Here is a 16,240-nt window from a genome sequence, read left to right on the forward strand (position 1 = left end):
TATTTTAAATGAAATGGGATGAATTTTTCGTCACAGGAGAACCGATGATTTACGGAGCGATGGCTAGTATCGTTCTAGCTTCACTCGCGATCGTCGTTGGGTTGACCTATTTTAAGAAATGGGGCTACTTGTGGCGTGAATGGTTAACGACTGTTGACCATAAGAAAATCGGTATCATGTACATTATCGCTGCATTACTCATGTTATTCCGCGGTGGTATGGACGGGTTGCTAATGAGAGCCCAACTTGCCATTCCAGAGAATGGGCTTTTGGACGCGCAGCATTATAATGAGATATTTACTACACACGGACTTATCATGATTCTATTTATGGCTATGCCTTTCGTTATAGGATTGATGAACGTCGTAATACCGCTACAAATTGGTGCTCGCGACGTAGCTTTCCCTCGATTAAACGCTGTCAGCTTCTGGTTGTTCTTCGCGGGTGCAATGCTATTAAATATATCATTCGTAATCGGGGGTTCCCCGGATGCAGGATGGACTGCTTACTTCCCGCTAGCGAGTATTGAACTTAGTCCGACTGTAGGTAATAACTATTACTCAATTGCACTGCAGATTGCAGGGATAGGTACCTTGCTAACAAGTGTAAACTTCTTAGTTACGATTCTTAAAATGCGTGCGCCTGGTATGAAGTTAATGCGTATGCCGATGTTCACGTGGTCAGTATTAATCACGAACGTCATTATTTTGTTCGCATTCCCGGTGCTTACGGTTTCGCTAGCTTTGATGATGTTTGACCGTATGTTCGGTGCGCAGTTCTTTACGATGGCAAACGGTGGAATGGATATGCTCTGGGCGAACTTGTTCTGGGTATGGGGCCATCCTGAGGTTTACATCGTAATATTGCCAGCATTTGGTATTTATAGTGAGATTATCTCAACGTTCTCTCGTAAAAATCTGTATGGTTACAAATCGATGGTATACAGTATGGTTATCATTTCGCTATTGTCGTTCCTTGTATGGGCGCATCACTTCTATACAATGGGTCATGGTGTTACGGTCAATGGCTTCTTCTCCATCTCAACGATGGCCATTGCAGTACCTACTGGGGTTAAAATATTTAACTGGCTGTTTACGCTCCGAAAGGGCAAGATCGAATTTACGACTCCTATGTTGTATTCACTTGCTTTCATTCCGATCTTTACGATCGGTGGCGTAACAGGTGTCATGCTTGCTATGGCAAGTGCCGATTACCAGTATCATAATACAATGTTCCTGGTAGCTCACTTCCACTATGTATTAATCCCAGGCACAGTATTTGCAGTACTTGCAGGCTTCTACTATTGGTTCCCGAAATTGTTCGGATTTAGATTGAATGATAAGCAAGGTAAACGTGCTTTCTGGCTAATCGCTGTCAGCTTCAACGTGACTTTCTTGCCATTGTTCTTCTTGGGCCTTAAAGGAATGACACGCCGGACTTTCACGTATTCGGCAGAAACAGGTTTTGGTCCATTAAATATGCTTGCATCAATCGGTGCTGTCGGTCTGGCTCTTGGATTTGTATATCTGGTATATAACATTTACTGGAGTTTCCGTTATGCTCCGAGAGATACTACGGGCGATCCGTGGGATGCACGTACGTTGGAATGGAGCACGCCAAGTCCAGTTCCAGAGTACAACTTTGCACTCATTCCTAAAGTGGACGGACTAGATCCTTTCTGGAATTCTAAGAAGACAGGACAACCGTTAACTGAAGGAGAATATGAAGAAATTCATATGCCGAACAACAGTGGACAGCCATTTATCCTAGGGATGATTTTCATGGCCTTCGGATTCTGTATGGTATTCAGCTGGTGGGTTCCTTCGATAGTATTCGGAATTGGTATTGTGATCATGCTCGCGGTACGTTCATTCGAACGCGATCATGGACGTCATATTTCTGTCAAAGAAATTAAGGAGACGGAACAACGATTGCGGGGTGAACAGTCATGAAATTAGACAATACTTTGCCAATGGAATATAGATCAGAAGAGAACAGTAATCGAATTCTCGGGTTCTGGTTGTTTCTTGGAGCGGAAATTGTGCTCTTCTCAACTCTGTTTGCTGTCTACTTGACACTTTGGACTCGTACTGGGAGTGGACCTGATGCCAAGGAAATCTTTGAAATCGGGCCGGTACTCATTGAAACATTCCTGCTCTTGACTAGTAGTTTTACCTGCGGTCTTGCAGTGCATAGTATGCGACTTGGACTGAAGAAACCTTCGATGGTGTTCTTTGGAATCACGTTGTTATTGGGACTAGGGTTCCTCGGTGTAGAAATTATGGAATTTGTAACATATGTAAATGAAGGTGCTACACTTCAAACCAGTGCGTTCTTGTCCAGCTTGTTTGTTCTTCTAGGGACACACGGACTACACGTTTTAATGGGATTGCTGTGGGGCGGTGGCCTTATGCTACAAATCAGACGCGAAGGTTACACTTTAGAAACGTCAAATAAATCGTTTATTTTCTCACTATACTGGCATTTCCTTGACGTTGTCTGGATCTTCATTTTCAGTTTTGTATATTTGAAAGGACTGATGTGATATGAAAAAGCTATTCCCGATTCAACACGTGATGGGATATCTATTTTCACTTATCCTTTCAGTCGTTGCATTGTCCGTAATACTTTGGGATATGTCTGTAGCTCTGGGATTAACCATCCTGCTGATTTGTGCAGCCGTTCAGATGTCAGTTCAGTTGTTCATGTTCATGCACATTGGTGAGAATAAATCGAAAACAGCGCTATACACAAATCTCGGATATGCGTTATTGGTTGGTTTAATCACCATATTTGGTACATTGTTTACGATGATTTGGGGCTACCAGATCAAGTAATACAATAGTAAATAATTGAATGAGTTCAAGTTATAAAGATCACCTTGTATGCAGATGTGCTGCGTGCAGGGTGATTTTTTTGTGTGCTGGTGTGATAGAGAGGTGGGATCATTTATTCGAGTTGTTCACTTTGAATGAATATTCCAATCTATTAAAGAAGATATTAATAAAAATGAAACTCGCACTTTACATACCCCTAGGGGGTATGTAATAATGGATTTGTAGGGAAAAGCTAATGGGTTTTGTGAGGAGGGTTTATATGGAGAAGGAGAGTCATCCTCTTTCATCGCATTGTGCTAGGGAAGAAGGTCAAGAGGACGGCAAACGGATCAGAAACAGTCATCATTCGGAAGCGACTAAGAGTAATCTGACGAGCCGCTTAAACAGAATTGAAGGACAGATTCGCGGAATCAAAGGATTGATCGAGAAGGACACCTACTGCGATGACGTACTAAATCAAATTGCCGCTGCCCAGTCCGCCCTGAATAGTGTGGCGCGTCTACTCCTCGAAGGCCATATGAAGAGCTGTGTAATAGAACGCATTCAGGCTGGAGAAGAAGATGTTGTTGATGAGTTGTTGGTTACGATGAACAAGTTAATGAAATAATATTGGGAGTAATGCTAACAAAACTTTGAGCTTATGCTTCCGATGTGAGTTTTGTACGATCCATATTCATGAAGTAATGCTAACAAAACTTTAAGCTTATGCTTACGATGTAAGTTTTGTACGAACAATATTCAATGAAGTAATGCTAACAAAACTTTTAGGAGGAATTATTCATGCAAAATATTACTTTGAACGTAGAAGGTATGTCATGTGGTCATTGTGTTAAATCCGTAGAGGGTGCTGTTGCTGGTCTCGGCGCAGAAGCGAAGGTTGATCTAGGGGCGAAAAGTGTTAGTGTTTCTTTCGATGAAAGTAAGCTGACGGTTGAAGCCATTAAAGAAGCCATCGAAGAACAAGGATATGATGTTGTCTAAAGCAGAATAGGTTTTCTGCTGCTGCATTTAAGGCGTCTGCGAAAAGCAGGCGCTTTTTTGCGTTTATATGAACCGCCTCCAGTAGGAGGGTATTTATGCTGCTGATGATGAGTGTTGGGGTTTGTTTTTAAAAAAGTGACTTCGTTTATATTAATTTCACTGTAAGTATGTCTATGTTATAATTCCCTTTTTATCCTATAATATAATCGATATTTCCGACAAGAGATGCTAAATTTCGACTGTTTATTTTGTAAAATATGGCGTATAGTTGTAAGTGCAAGATATCCAATTTCCGCCTGTAAATACTAAAAAGGGGAGAATGGGACGAGAGGGGTCATACAAGCTACGATAAGTAAGTACGACTTAGTTTTAGGAGGCAAAGGACTGTGGTGACTGTTCCAAACGGAGCTGAGAAACAGAATATAGATAGGGAACCGGATGCTGCCAAGTGGATTAGTATGTTATGGCGGAAACATCCAGAGACTTATCAGCATTGTGTTAGGGTGGCCATTTTAGCTGAAAAAATAGCAATTCCATTAGAGTTAAGTAGTGCGGATAAGGATCAACTGATTCGAGGCTGCTTTTTACATGATATTGGCAAAGCAATGATTCCTCGTGAGCTCGTTCTTCAGCGAGCCCCGTTAACTAGGAAGCAATGGGATATTATTAAGATGCATCCCATACTAGGGGCAGAAATGGTTGAAATGAACACTGGACTTAGCGGGGACATTCTCGGGTTAATTCGACATCATCATGAACGGTGGGATGGTAGAGGATATCCAGAAGGCTTAAGTATGGAACAGATTCCAGTGCATGCACGAATATGTGCCGTTATTGACGCATTCGATTCTATGTTATCAGACAGACCTTATGGAAGTAAAATGCGTACTAGTGAAGCCAAATTAGAATTACTGCGGCATGCAGGTACCCAATTTGATCCTAATGTAGTGCATGCATTTATGAAACTTTCCGATGAAACTCTAAATATTTATTAATGGAGTAATGGAAGGAATTATATTAAACCAATAAATAGACTAGCTGGAAAATCTGTAATCGAGATTTCTACTGGTCTATTTTTTTCGTATTTGATAAAGAGACTAAGGTCACTCTAAGATATATTTGGGTTATGTTATAATTTTCCTCATCAACTGCTAAAGTGACTCTAGGGGGATTAACATGTTGCGTAGTGATCATGGCATTCATGCGGTACTTGTCGATCAGGGAGCTATTTCGTTTCGTCCGTGTTCGATGCCATTGATGACTTTTATGGAAGACCAGGGATGTATTCGTGATAGCAGTGTGCTTGGTTGTCAGTATAATTACTTGTCATGGGATGAAGCATTTCATCTGCTTGGCTGTGCGCTTGACTATAGCTCTTTAACTGGAGAAATACTTATGGGCAGCTTGATTACAGGCGACCAGCAGAATCGATCTCCGCTGTGGTTTTCCTTACCTCAAATGGAGTCTCGTATGAAGCGTCGCCGAATTATAAATATTATCGTGAACAAATGCTTCGAGAGTCATATGCAACCTATTGTGAATATTTTAGAAGAGACCATTGGGTATGAATTTCTACTTCGGCCTTCACTGAGTAAGGATCACTTTAGACCAAGTGATCTATTTGATGTGGCGCGGGAGACGGGACTTCAGTCTCAGCTTGATCAGGCAGCTAGGTTGACGGCTATTGAGACCAGTGCGCGGCATTTACCCCGCGGAATAAAGCGGTTTATTAATTTTTTGCCGTCTTCAATCGAGAACCCCAATCAATGCTTAAATCAAACGTTTGCGGCGATGGAGAAAATGTCGCTCGACCCGCGAGATTTTGTGTTTGAAGTCGTCGAGACTGAACGAATTACACACATGTCTCATTTGAAAAGTATTTTTAAAGTGTGCCGTAATATGGGGATTTCGATGGCTCTTGATGATGTGGGATCGGGTTATTCTACACTAGAGGAGATGAATGCTCTACGGCCTGACTATATTAAGATCGACCGTAGCTTGGTGAACGGGTGTAGTCGTAACCTTTTCAAACAAGAGCAAATTAAGCTCATTATACAGCAAGCGTATGCATTTGGGGGGAAGGTATTAGCAGAGGGAGTAGAACAACGAGAAGACTTCGAATTTTGCCTGAACAGTGGTGTAGTACTGGCTCAAGGCTATTTATTTGGTCGGCCGTGCAGGCCTGCTGAATAGTTGAATATTCCTAAAAAGAAGTGTAAGATAAAACATGACGAGTAAATTTATTTATTAATTCTGGATTTGCTTTTTACTTAAAAGGAGGATATAATGAATTTACTTGAGTTATTAAAAAAAACAATATTCACACATTGAAAAGAGTGTCACTCTTGTAAATGGAACTTTTTTCAATATGTGAATTTTTTTATGTAAAAAAGGAGCATGTTAATATTTTTTAGGAGGTACCCTCATGGAAACAGGAACAGTAAAATGGTTTAACGCTGAAAAAGGCTTCGGTTTTATCGAAGTTGAAGGCGGAAATGACGTATTCGTACATTTCAGTGCTATCACCGGCGAAGGCTTTAAAACGCTTGACGAAGGCCAACGTGTACAATTCAACGTTGTTCAAGGCAACCGCGGACCACAAGCCGAAAACGTCGTAAAACTGTAATGCAGGCTAAACTGCTCTTAACGCGTGCGTTAAGAGCAGTTTTTGTTTATTTTGGGGTATCGGGATCTTATAGGCCCATTCCAAAACCCGAAGGAGGAAAAGCATGAATTACCGTAAAAAAACGTTAGAAGAAATTCCTGAGGAGAGTACACCGGTTTGGTCTTGTAGCAGTGAGGATTGCAACGGATGGATGAGGGATAATTTTGCGTTTGATTACACTCCGGTATGTCCTCTGTGTTCCTCTGAAATGGTGAAGGGAACTAAAATGCTCCCCCAACTTGTGAATACTAACTCCGATCATAAATCGTTGCCGAAAGGCGTAAAGATTGATCGCTAGTTCATCGTAATTCGATCGAATTTGAGCAACCCTACTCGTTATTACGATTAGGGCTGCTTTTTTATTATGTAAATTATTAACTAATTAAATGTCTGTAGATGGAGTTTGTTCTTTCCAATAGAGGATAGCAATTTGTGTTCGGTCTCGGACGCCAAGTTTGCCCAGGATATCAGTTATGTAATTTTTAACCGTTCCTTCACTCAGGAATAGGTTCTGTGCGATTTCTTTGTTGGACATCCCGTCCGCAATTAGCGTTACAACATTGAGCTCAGTTGCTGTCAGCCCCGCTACAGATAGTTTGTTTACTTGTGGAGTTGGCATCGCTGGACGAAGTAGCCCTGACAGTTTGCGGGCGACATCGGGATGAATAAGCATACTACCGCTTTGTACCGTTTTGATTCCTTGAATGATTCGATCCGGCGGAATATTTTTAAGTAAATAACCGCTAGCTCCATTGCGTAGTGCTTCGAGAATGAATTCGTCGTCATCGAAGGTGGTTAATATCAGAACAGAAGTGTTAGCTGAAATCTCCTTGATTCTTCTAGTTCCTTCTACACCATCACAGACTGGCATACGTATATCCATCAGCACGACATCCGGTTGTCCTCCGCGTTGTAAGAAATCTACCGCTTCGGCTCCATTCGATGCAGATCCAATCACTTCAATATCCGAATCCATTCCAATTAAAAGTGTTAAACTCTCTCGAATAAAAGGATCATCGTCTACAATCAGCACTGCGATCTTTGACATGTGTAACACTCCTGTTCTTATCTGACCTCTTGGCGATACGTAATTGGAAGTCTTGTAGTGACGGTGAAGCGGGGCTCTAGGCTCCATTCCAGATGCCCTCCGGCCAAGTCACATCGTTCTTTCATCCCCGCTAGACCAAGTCCTGCACTCAGTTGGAGATTACCCGCGGGTAGAATGCCATCATTGCATACCGACATACAAACCTCCGTGTCTCTATAATGAATAACAATTCCAATCGATTCAGCATGACCGTGTCTTAGGGCATTCGTCACCGCTTCACGCGCGTTCTTATACAGGATGATCTCTTGGCTAGGGTAGAGGGTACAAGGTACCCCCTCCACAGTCAAAGAGGTAAGGATACCGGTATCTCTACCGATTTCCTCCAGCATTCGGCTTAGGGAGTGCATCCCTGTAACTTGTGGGGATGGTCTCATTCGGCGAACCGTTGCACGCATTTCATCCAGTCCGGTTGCTAACTGATCGCGAATCTCCTTCAATAAGTCCATTCCCTTGTCCTGGTCGGCTGGAATAATCTGAAGTGCTGCTTCCATCATCATTTTGGTTCGAATCATGCGATGTCCAACATCGTCGTGAAGTTGCTGCGAGATTCTACTGCGTTCCTCTGCCTGAGCAAATCCCTCTACTTGCTTGCTAAATAAGACTAGTCGGCTCTTGGATTCATCAAGCTCATAATGTTTCTTGCGCAGTTCGTCATATAAAAGTTGAGCTGCTTCCCTACGAAGCTCTAATCGCTGTAATAAGGTTACTAAGGCGGTGATAAGTAATAAGAAGATATTACTGGTTACAATCAGAACAGGGGGATGATTCAGTAGGGCGTAGTTAATAGCAATTAGATGCATCCCAAGCATCACCCAGCGAACCATTATAACAGGAAGAAGCAAGTATACAAATAACGGAGTAAGCGCAATGATGAACATCAAATTTCCATATGTCATACATAACCAGGTGGAGAAAATGATCTCGACAATGGAGAGCAACGTCAAGTGCGCTTCTTTATTCAGAAAACGGCCAAGTACAACTAGTGTGAAAAATAATAGAATATGAACAACGAATATTTCGTAAGAGATATCTTTTAGTAAGAAGATGTTGATAATTCCCGGAATCAACACCATTCCGTACATCAGTGGAAGGAGAGTATGTTTAGACATCATTCCCACCCTTTACTCGAGATATGGACATGTTTATAGGGATGACTTCAATGGAGTTATTATAGCATAATCATTTTTGGCCGAAGAGATGACTATAGTCACCTTCAATTCATGACCATTCGGACCTTCGTAATGAAAGCTGACTTGATACAATAAACACATGGAATTGGGAAATCAGCTCATTTGGGGGAGAGAAGAAACTAATGGCATTTATAGAAGTGAACGATGTCGGTAAGCGTTATGGAGATAAGTTGTCGGTGGATCATCTCAACTTACGTATAGAGGAGGGCGAGATCTTCGGGTTACTTGGTCCCAATGGTGCTGGGAAAAGTACGACGATAAACATGATCGTAGGTTTGCTTAAGTTAGATCAAGGTGAAATCCTTGTGGACGGAATTTCCGTTAAAGATCGGCCATTGGAAGTAAAGAAGAAGATAGGCCTCGTTCCACAGGATTTAGCGTTATATGAGATGATGTCAGCCGCAGATAACATTACGTTTTTCGGGAAATTATACGGTCTTCGGGGGCGTGAACTCAAGGAGCGGGTGACCGAAGCGTTACGATTTGTAGGTCTTGAGGATCGAGCTAAAGAAGCGCCGCGTACATTCTCGGGGGGGATGAAACGGCGGTTAAATATTGCTTGCGCGATAATGCATCACCCAAAATTGATTATTATGGATGAACCAACTGTAGGGATAGACCCGCAATCACGCAATCATATTTTAGAGTCAGTACGGGAATTAAATCGGATGGGATCTACGATTATTTATACGAGTCATTATATGGAAGAGGTGTCAGCTATTTGCGACCGAGTAGCTATCATGGATCAGGGGCATGTCATTGCTTGTGGCACCCAAGAGGAGCTACGCGACCTTGTTGCAGGAGAAGAAAAAATTGTCATGACGGCAATGGGAATAGGGGAAGCGGTTCTTGCGGAATTAAAACTCCATCCACGGATTAATAGCTTACACCAACATGATAATGTGTTAGAGCTGTATACAGCCTCCTCACAGAGTGATCTTCAGGATATTCTGTATATTTGTGCACAGCATGATGTGGTCATTCATTCTGTAGTGTGCGAGCGGCCTACGCTAGAGACACTATTCCTAAATCTGACCGGGCGCACGTTGCGAGATTAGGGGGATATCGTAATGAAGATGTGGCATATTATATGGTTTGAACTCCGAATGTTGATCCGAATGCGCGTTGTACTGCTCAATCAATTTCTACTTCCAATGGTGCTGATTTTGATTCTGGGCAATGCCTTGTCCGGGATGATTTCATTAGGAGATGATGCCCCGATAGATACGGTCACAGCAATGATTGTAGAGTCTCCTGGGCAAGAAGCTTTAACAAGTGTGGGGTGGAATGAATTCCTTAAGACTCCAGAGATAAGTGAACTGCTGAAGGTTCAACACGGTGATCATCGTGAGGAAGCAATCAGCTCACTTAAGTCAGGCGATAGTGACTTTGCCGTAGTTATTCCGACGGATTTTGCAGACAAGGTCATGAAAGGCGAGTCGGTCAAATGGGAGATGATTTATGGGAAAGATCACTCCAAGAATCATGTGGCTGAGATGATCTTTGAATCTTATTTGGATGAGGTGAATCGGGTGCAAGCTTCAACCATGGTGCTTGGACCTAATACCCTCAATTCTGCACCACAAAATGTTCCTACATCCTATGTTGAAATGGCTTCACTTAATAAAGAGGGTAATGCCTATTCAGCTTTCCAATATTATGCTGCGTCGATGCTTATCATGTTCTTGCTCTATTCTGGACTTACGGCAAGTAGCAGTCTTCAGAGTGAGAAGAGGAACAAGACACTCTATCGTTTAAACTCAACGCCAATTAGCACGCTGAAGATTTTTCTGGGGAAAATAGGTGGAAATAGCCTAGTCGCATGCATTCAGGCTGTAGTCATTATTCTTGGTACTACATGGCTATACGGTGTGAACTGGGGAAGACATCCTATATATCTAATTCTTCTGTGTGCATTGGTCATTATGGCAGCGATGCTAATGGCAGTAGTCATAACTCTTCTATCTAAATCTTCAGAGTCCGCACAGACCATTTTTCAGGTTATCATTGTTGGAATGACTTTTCTTAGCGGAGGTTTTCAACGGATTCCGGTTGATATTATCGAGAAGTTAGGTGAATTTACAATCAATCACTGGGCGCTGCAAGGGATGATACGTATTATTCTGGATGCGAGTACTGGGGAAATACTTCATCATGTGTTGATATTAGGATTATTTAATGTCATTTTGCTACTGGTAGGCACGGTGTCGTACCGAAAGGTGGGTTACCATGAATAGCTTTACGATTGCGTTGAATATAATTAAGCGAACGATTGGAACCAAAAAAGGCGTATTAGCGCATATTTTCTTGCCTTGCATTGTAATTGCTGCAGTTGTTGGTTTGCTTGGAAGGGAAGAAATAACCCGAGCAGAAATTGCCTATGTCAATGAAGATACAGGTGTAGCAAGTGAGTATCTGCTCGATGAATTGGCTAATAAACCGGATTATGTATTGAAGTCGTTCCAAAGTGAAGAGGTTATGAAGGAATATCTCATCGGGCTGAAAGGAAGTGTTGGCGTTATGATCCCTTCCGGGTTTACGGAAGGTGTTCTAACAGGGAATACTCCGATTTTGCAAACCTATGAAATGAAGATGAGTGAAGCAACGGTTACGATAAAAATAAATATTAACAATCTAGTAGCAGGGATGTCTTCGACTGCGGCAAGAGTGAATGCTTCCGCGATAGCTCAGGGTGAGGTGAGTGTCAACTTTTCGCGAGTACTGGACGAGATCAAGAAACACCGTATAAGCGCAGTTGATAATGACCTTAGATTATATCCTAAGCCAGGAATTACAACAGTTACAGGATTTACGCTTATGTTCTTGATGGGGTTGGTCAGTAGCACCGTTACTAGAATTGTAGAGGATCGCAGCCGTAGGACGATGGCAAGGGTGTTTAGTGCTCCCGTAAGGGCGTGGGAGATTGCTCTGGGTAACTTCGTAGGCAGCTTCATTGTGGGGCTTATACAAATTGTTGTGGTGTTGTTCCTGACTCGCTCGGTACTGAACTACGATTATGGTGTTTCTGTACTGCCACACTTTCTAGTTTTGAGCGCTTTTATGCTTGTGGCGATGGGGCTTGCGAGTGCAGTAGCTGGTTTGATCCGCAATCCACAAAACACGGGGACTTTAAATAGTTTGATTATTATACCTACAAGTATGATTGGCGGATGTTTTTGGCCCATTTCCTTCATGCCTGATATTATGCAGAAAGCAGCGAATTTTGTACCCCAGAAGTGGGCAATTGAAGCGGTGGAGAACTTATCAGCTGGGGCGGGTATGCAGAGCCTAGCGCTACCCATGCTAATGCTGGGTTTGATGGCCGTGATTCTACTAGCCATTGGCTCGGCCATTCTTCGTCCTAGCGAAACGAGTGCTGGTTTGTAAATAATAATATAGACGAATAAACAGGGTTATCTAGAGGCCACATTGGCGTTTGGATAGCCCTGTTAATGCGTTCTCTTAATATGGAAAATATCAATTAAGGTAAAAAGATTGCGTAAATATATTAAATCTAATATGTTGTAATTGTAATTAGTACCATCACAACATGAAGGGGGGGGACTCGCCTTTGCAGAATAATTTGAAGGTAGCAACCCAGATATTCGACATTCCCTCCGGCAACAAGCAAAGAAAGTTCGCTTGGATTTTGTCGTTATTTATTATTATCGTTTCTATGGCAGTTATACCGTTTGGAAAGGAGATGTTACCTGATATACATCCTTTCTTACCGGCGATTATTTCTTGGTTTGTATTTGGTGATCTGATAACAGGTTATATTCTATTTAGCCAATACCGGGCTTCTGGCACAATCCCCCTTCTTGTACTCTCTTGTACATATCTCTATATGGGACTCATTGCAATTCCTTATGCTCTAACATTTCCAGGCGTGATCTCAGAGGCAGGATTACTTGGAAATGGGGGCCAAACCTCGGTCTGGTTGTGGGTGTTCTGGCATGGGGGATTTCCTACGGGGATCATCATATATTTGATTACAGGTCTTGTATGGAAGGATCCTCTGATTTCGAAACAAAGGATTAATAAGTATGGCTTAATGGCTGTTGGCGGTAGTATCTTATCTGTCTTTATCGTATTTGCATTGGTAACGCTGGGAAGTGGTTGGTTTCCGAATATAATCTCTAAGGGAAACTACAGTAAGCTCATTAGTTCAGGAGTTGGCCCGGTAATCTGGATCCTAAATGTAATGGCATTGATGCTTATTATTATCAAATACCAGGGACGTAGTGTACTCAATCTCTGGGTCTCCGTGGCCATCCTTGCCTGTACACTTGATGTGACGCTTACGTTGTTTGCAGGTGCACGGTTTAGCCTCGGTTGGTATCTTGCTAGAGTTAATTCTATACTTGCGGGTACCGTCGTCTTTTATTCTATAGTTAATGAGGTTAATCGATTATTTATCAGATTGTCTGAGCAGCATAGAAAGCTAAGCGAATCGGAAAGACAATTGGAAGAAGCAAATGAGGAGCTTACCAGGCTATCCAATTTGGATGGGCTGACCGGTATACCAAATCGGAGACAAATGGACGAAGTATTGAGTAAGGAATTGGAAAGTTCAGAAGAGAGATCTTTATCCTTATTGTTGCTTGATGTAGACTACTTCAAACAATATAACGATTATTACGGACATTTGGGCGGGGACCACATTCTAAAAACCATTGCCCAGACTATATATGCGGACGTGAAACCGTTTCGCGGCTTTGTAGCACGCTATGGTGGAGAAGAGTTTGCCGTGGTATTGACTAATCTGGACGCGATCGGAACGCTACTCATAGCCGAGAGGATCCGCGAGGGCATAGTTGAACTGAATATCCCACACGAAGCTTGTATAGCGTCCGATCGTGTGACGATTAGTATTGGAGGTTATGTTGTGGCCCCGCATGAATCGATAGATGGAGATGAGCTGATCCGCAAGGCGGATGAAAGTCTGTACCGAGCTAAGGATGAAGGTCGCAATCGCAGTATAGTGAATGGGTGGTACGACGGATATAGCGACTTTGAAATTTAATTACGGGCAGTGTTGGTAATCTTGTGGTATTCTTTCAGCATATACAAGCGCCAACGGAGGATCATTCCAAAAGCTAATATGAAGAATACAGATCCTGTTTGCAGTACAGTAATATATTGCTCTACTACTTCATGAAGGCCCAATCGAATGACGAGTAGGCCGATTAAGATGTAGGCGAATCCACGAGAGCGCTTAGCATATACTTGACCGTCCACAACTTCAAAGTGAGTACTTCGGATGAGTGGGTAAGAGAACAGCAAGGCTCCAACTACAAAAGCAATCAAGGCCCAGAGAACAGGAATATGCATCTCAGGCGCAACGAACATAAAGAATCCTGTCGACATACCCAGTGGCGGGATAATAATCCCTTTGATGGTTACAGGTCTACGGCTTGCTTTGAGCCTGATAAAGAGCGTCATAATAGCCATGACAAACGCTCCAACTGTAACGATAATGGGTATATAAGAGGAATGTAGAAAATTCATAATGCGGTCCCCTTCTCTTAATCTAATAATTAGATATGACATTAGTTTAGCGAGAACATTATATCATAATCACCTTAGAAATATAAAAATATGAAGATTGTGATGAGAATATTTAAATCTAGGGTCATTTTTTCGAAATATATGTAGTAGGGAAGGAGAGGTGAGGAGTGAATAGCGAGTTTACAGTTGCCATTCATTGTCTTCTGTTTCTGTACAAAAAGGACGAGTGTATGTCCAATAGTGAAGAGATCGCATGTAGTGTAGCGACCCATCCGGCAAGGGTGCGAAAAGTATTAAGCTCTCTTCGTAAGCAGGGGTATGTCGCAACGAAAGAAGGAGTGGGTGGGGGTTATCTACTTAGTGTGAGTTTGGATGATATTCATTTAGGAGATCTTTACCGTTTGTTTGCACGAGGTTCACTACATCCAGGATGGTGCTCGGGCAACGAGGTGTCGTCATGTTCTGTTTCTTCAAATATTCATGGTGTAATGAATCTTATCTTTGCTGGTGGTGAGGAACGACTGGAGTCATATTTTGCTGAGATCAGATTGTCTGATGTTAAGGCGCTATTAGAGGGAAATAAATTGGAAGCTATCAGAAGCAACATGAGTGATGGCTCGTAGTTAAGCTTCAAAAATAATAATAGGTATCATGAGAGGGGATTGTTTAATGCATTATCAGAGTGGGAAAGACGAGTTGCTGTTCTATGTAGGATCTTATGCCTCCAAGGATGAACCAAGTATTTATTTGTGTAAGTTAGACAGGAGGACTGGGCTGCTCACAATGATCGACAGTACTTCAGGGATCCTCAATCCATCTTTTCTAGTAGCAAATAATGAGGCATCCCATCTGTATGTGGTTAGCGAGCAGACAACGGGTTCTGTATCTGCCTATGCGATAAATCCTGATAACGGTAAGTTGTCTGAACTGGGTGTACAGGTAATGGAAGGTGCAGATCCTTGTCATCTCGCGATTACTTCATCTGGATACATACTCATATCGCATTATTCTAGTGGTCATATCAATAGCTTTGGGTTAAATGAGAATGGTGCGCTTGCAGATATAAGCTCGCAAGTACAACATATAGGCGGAAGTGGTGCCATTGCTGACCGACAGGAAGCAGCTCATGCACACAGTATTGTACCGAATCAAGAAGGTAGTTATGCCTATGTCTCTGATTTGGGCCAGGATCAAGTTGTGATTTATGCGCTGAAGGATGGGAAGCTCGAGGCACGCGGAGAGGTAGCACTTCCTCCTGGCACTGGTCCAAGGCATTTCGTTATCCAAGAGTCAGTATCTGCTGCTTATGGAATTAACGAGCTTAATAATACAATAACAACTTATGCCTATGATCATACGGATGGTCATCTCGAAATGATTCAGCATATTACCACAATACCTGAGGATTTTACGGGAGTGAGCTATCCTGCGGATATCCACCTTTCACCTGATGGTCGTTATTTATATGGCTCAAATCGTGGTCATGACAGTATTGTGCGTTTTGCAATAGACCCTTCAACTGGTCTACTCAGTGAACCAAAATGGATGGGCACAGGAGGAGAATGGCCACGGAACTTCGCTGTATTGGAGGATTATGTACTAGTAGCGAACCAGAACAGCAATAACATTGTGGCATTTAAGCGAGATGGAGATACGGGTACGCTTACAGTCACGGGCAGTGAACTTGAGATAAAGGCTCCTTCGTGCATCGAGCCGTTGAATGGCGGAACAGAGTAACAATTAATTGGGATAAATAACCAAATGTAAACATGGATACCAATAACCTCCAAGCCACTTCTCGTCTAGTGGTTTTGGGGTTTTTTGTGTTAGCTGGGAGGATGGCTTTTATAAGCATAACTTATATGTTTTTCATTATTTTTACAAAAAAGGTTTGACAACAAAACAGGGTGCATATAGAATAATCCCATAGCACACTAAACAGGTAGGA

Annotated in this window: 18 protein-coding genes; 15 read left to right on the top strand and 3 right to left on the bottom strand. The window is 42.4% G+C overall.

Annotation, left to right across the window (positions count from 1 at the left end):
- Positions 1-8: 8 nt before the first annotated feature.
- From qoxB to EJP82_RS00180, 9 genes are all read left to right on the top strand, one after another.
- Positions 9-1,952, top strand: coding sequence for a cytochrome aa3 quinol oxidase subunit I (qoxB, locus tag EJP82_RS00140; RefSeq protein WP_127189994.1), 1,944 nt, complete (start codon positions 9-11; stop codon positions 1,950-1,952).
- Positions 1,949-2,545, top strand: a complete 597-nt coding sequence (gene qoxC / locus EJP82_RS00145; RefSeq protein WP_127189995.1) for a cytochrome aa3 quinol oxidase subunit III — start codon at positions 1,949-1,951, stop codon at positions 2,543-2,545. Before qoxB ends, qoxC begins: the two co-directional genes overlap by 4 nt.
- 1 nt (position 2,546) lies before the next feature.
- Entirely contained in the window at positions 2,547-2,837 is a 291-nt protein-coding gene (gene qoxD / locus EJP82_RS00150; protein WP_127189996.1) for a cytochrome aa3 quinol oxidase subunit IV, read from the top strand.
- A 259-nt stretch (positions 2,838-3,096) separates the two neighbouring features.
- Positions 3,097-3,444, top strand: coding sequence for a metal-sensitive transcriptional regulator (locus tag EJP82_RS00155; protein WP_127189997.1), 348 nt, complete (start codon positions 3,097-3,099; stop codon positions 3,442-3,444).
- Positions 3,445-3,617: 173 nt separating this feature from the next.
- Complete coding sequence (locus EJP82_RS00160; protein WP_127189998.1) at positions 3,618-3,818, top strand: copper ion binding protein; 201 nt, start codon at positions 3,618-3,620, stop codon at positions 3,816-3,818.
- A gap of 386 nt (positions 3,819-4,204) precedes the next feature.
- Positions 4,205-4,813, top strand: a complete 609-nt coding sequence (locus tag EJP82_RS00165) for an HD-GYP domain-containing protein (RefSeq protein WP_246053928.1) — start codon at positions 4,205-4,207, stop codon at positions 4,811-4,813.
- Between the two features lie 181 nt (positions 4,814-4,994).
- Entirely contained in the window at positions 4,995-6,011 is a 1,017-nt protein-coding gene (locus tag EJP82_RS00170; RefSeq protein WP_127189999.1) for an EAL domain-containing protein, read from the top strand.
- Between the two features lie 232 nt (positions 6,012-6,243).
- Positions 6,244-6,444, top strand: coding sequence for a cold-shock protein (locus tag EJP82_RS00175; RefSeq protein ID WP_009223993.1), 201 nt, complete (start codon positions 6,244-6,246; stop codon positions 6,442-6,444).
- A 103-nt stretch (positions 6,445-6,547) separates the two neighbouring features.
- The gene (locus EJP82_RS00180) at positions 6,548-6,781 is read left to right on the top strand and encodes a cold-shock protein (protein WP_127190000.1); all 234 of its coding nucleotides are present in this window, start codon (positions 6,548-6,550) and stop codon (positions 6,779-6,781) included.
- Between the two features lie 84 nt (positions 6,782-6,865).
- On the opposite strand, the gene EJP82_RS00185 is transcribed toward EJP82_RS00180, so the two are convergent.
- Both EJP82_RS00185 and EJP82_RS00190 read right to left on the bottom strand, forming a co-directional pair.
- A complete protein-coding gene (locus EJP82_RS00185; RefSeq protein ID WP_127190001.1) occupies positions 6,866-7,531 on the bottom strand; it encodes a response regulator in 666 nt (221 codons plus the stop codon).
- 17 nt (positions 7,532-7,548) lie between these two features.
- Positions 7,549-8,703 (bottom strand): sensor histidine kinase, encoded by a 1,155-nt coding sequence (locus tag EJP82_RS00190; RefSeq protein ID WP_127190002.1) that lies wholly within the window; start codon positions 8,701-8,703, stop codon positions 7,549-7,551.
- A 200-nt stretch (positions 8,704-8,903) separates the two neighbouring features.
- Between EJP82_RS00190 and EJP82_RS00195 the strand changes: the two genes are divergently transcribed.
- The 4 genes from EJP82_RS00195 to EJP82_RS00210 all read left to right on the top strand — a co-directional run bounded on the left by EJP82_RS00195 (position 8,904) and on the right by EJP82_RS00210 (position 13,807).
- Positions 8,904-9,839 (top strand): ABC transporter ATP-binding protein, encoded by a 936-nt coding sequence (locus EJP82_RS00195; protein ID WP_127190003.1) that lies wholly within the window; start codon positions 8,904-8,906, stop codon positions 9,837-9,839.
- 12 nt (positions 9,840-9,851) lie between these two features.
- A complete protein-coding gene (locus tag EJP82_RS00200) occupies positions 9,852-11,018 on the top strand; it encodes an ABC transporter permease (protein WP_127190004.1) in 1,167 nt (388 codons plus the stop codon).
- Entirely contained in the window at positions 11,011-12,168 is a 1,158-nt protein-coding gene (locus tag EJP82_RS00205; protein WP_127190005.1) for an ABC transporter permease, read from the top strand. Before EJP82_RS00200 ends, EJP82_RS00205 begins: the two co-directional genes overlap by 8 nt.
- 184 nt (positions 12,169-12,352) lie before the next feature.
- The gene (locus tag EJP82_RS00210) at positions 12,353-13,807 is read left to right on the top strand and encodes a sensor domain-containing diguanylate cyclase (RefSeq protein ID WP_170220088.1); all 1,455 of its coding nucleotides are present in this window, start codon (positions 12,353-12,355) and stop codon (positions 13,805-13,807) included.
- Here the strand turns inward: EJP82_RS00210 and EJP82_RS00215 are convergent.
- The gene (locus EJP82_RS00215) at positions 13,804-14,292 is read right to left on the bottom strand and encodes a CcdC family protein (RefSeq protein WP_127190007.1); all 489 of its coding nucleotides are present in this window, start codon (positions 14,290-14,292) and stop codon (positions 13,804-13,806) included. The two genes, EJP82_RS00210 and EJP82_RS00215, sit on opposite strands and share 4 nt — an antisense overlap.
- Before the next feature lie 167 nt (positions 14,293-14,459).
- Here EJP82_RS00215 and EJP82_RS00220 point away from each other — a divergent pair, with 167 nt between their 5' ends.
- Both EJP82_RS00220 and EJP82_RS00225 read left to right on the top strand, forming a co-directional pair.
- Positions 14,460-14,915: an Rrf2 family transcriptional regulator gene (locus EJP82_RS00220; protein ID WP_127190008.1), complete on the top strand. Its 456-nt coding sequence runs from the start codon at positions 14,460-14,462 to the stop codon at positions 14,913-14,915.
- A gap of 46 nt (positions 14,916-14,961) precedes the next feature.
- The gene (locus EJP82_RS00225; protein WP_127190009.1) at positions 14,962-16,029 is read left to right on the top strand and encodes a lactonase family protein; all 1,068 of its coding nucleotides are present in this window, start codon (positions 14,962-14,964) and stop codon (positions 16,027-16,029) included.
- Positions 16,030-16,240 lie beyond the last annotated feature (211 nt).

It is taken from the genome of Paenibacillus anaericanus, assembly GCF_003994475.1.
In the GTDB taxonomy this organism is placed as follows: domain Bacteria; phylum Bacillota; class Bacilli; order Paenibacillales; family Paenibacillaceae; genus Fontibacillus; species Fontibacillus anaericanus.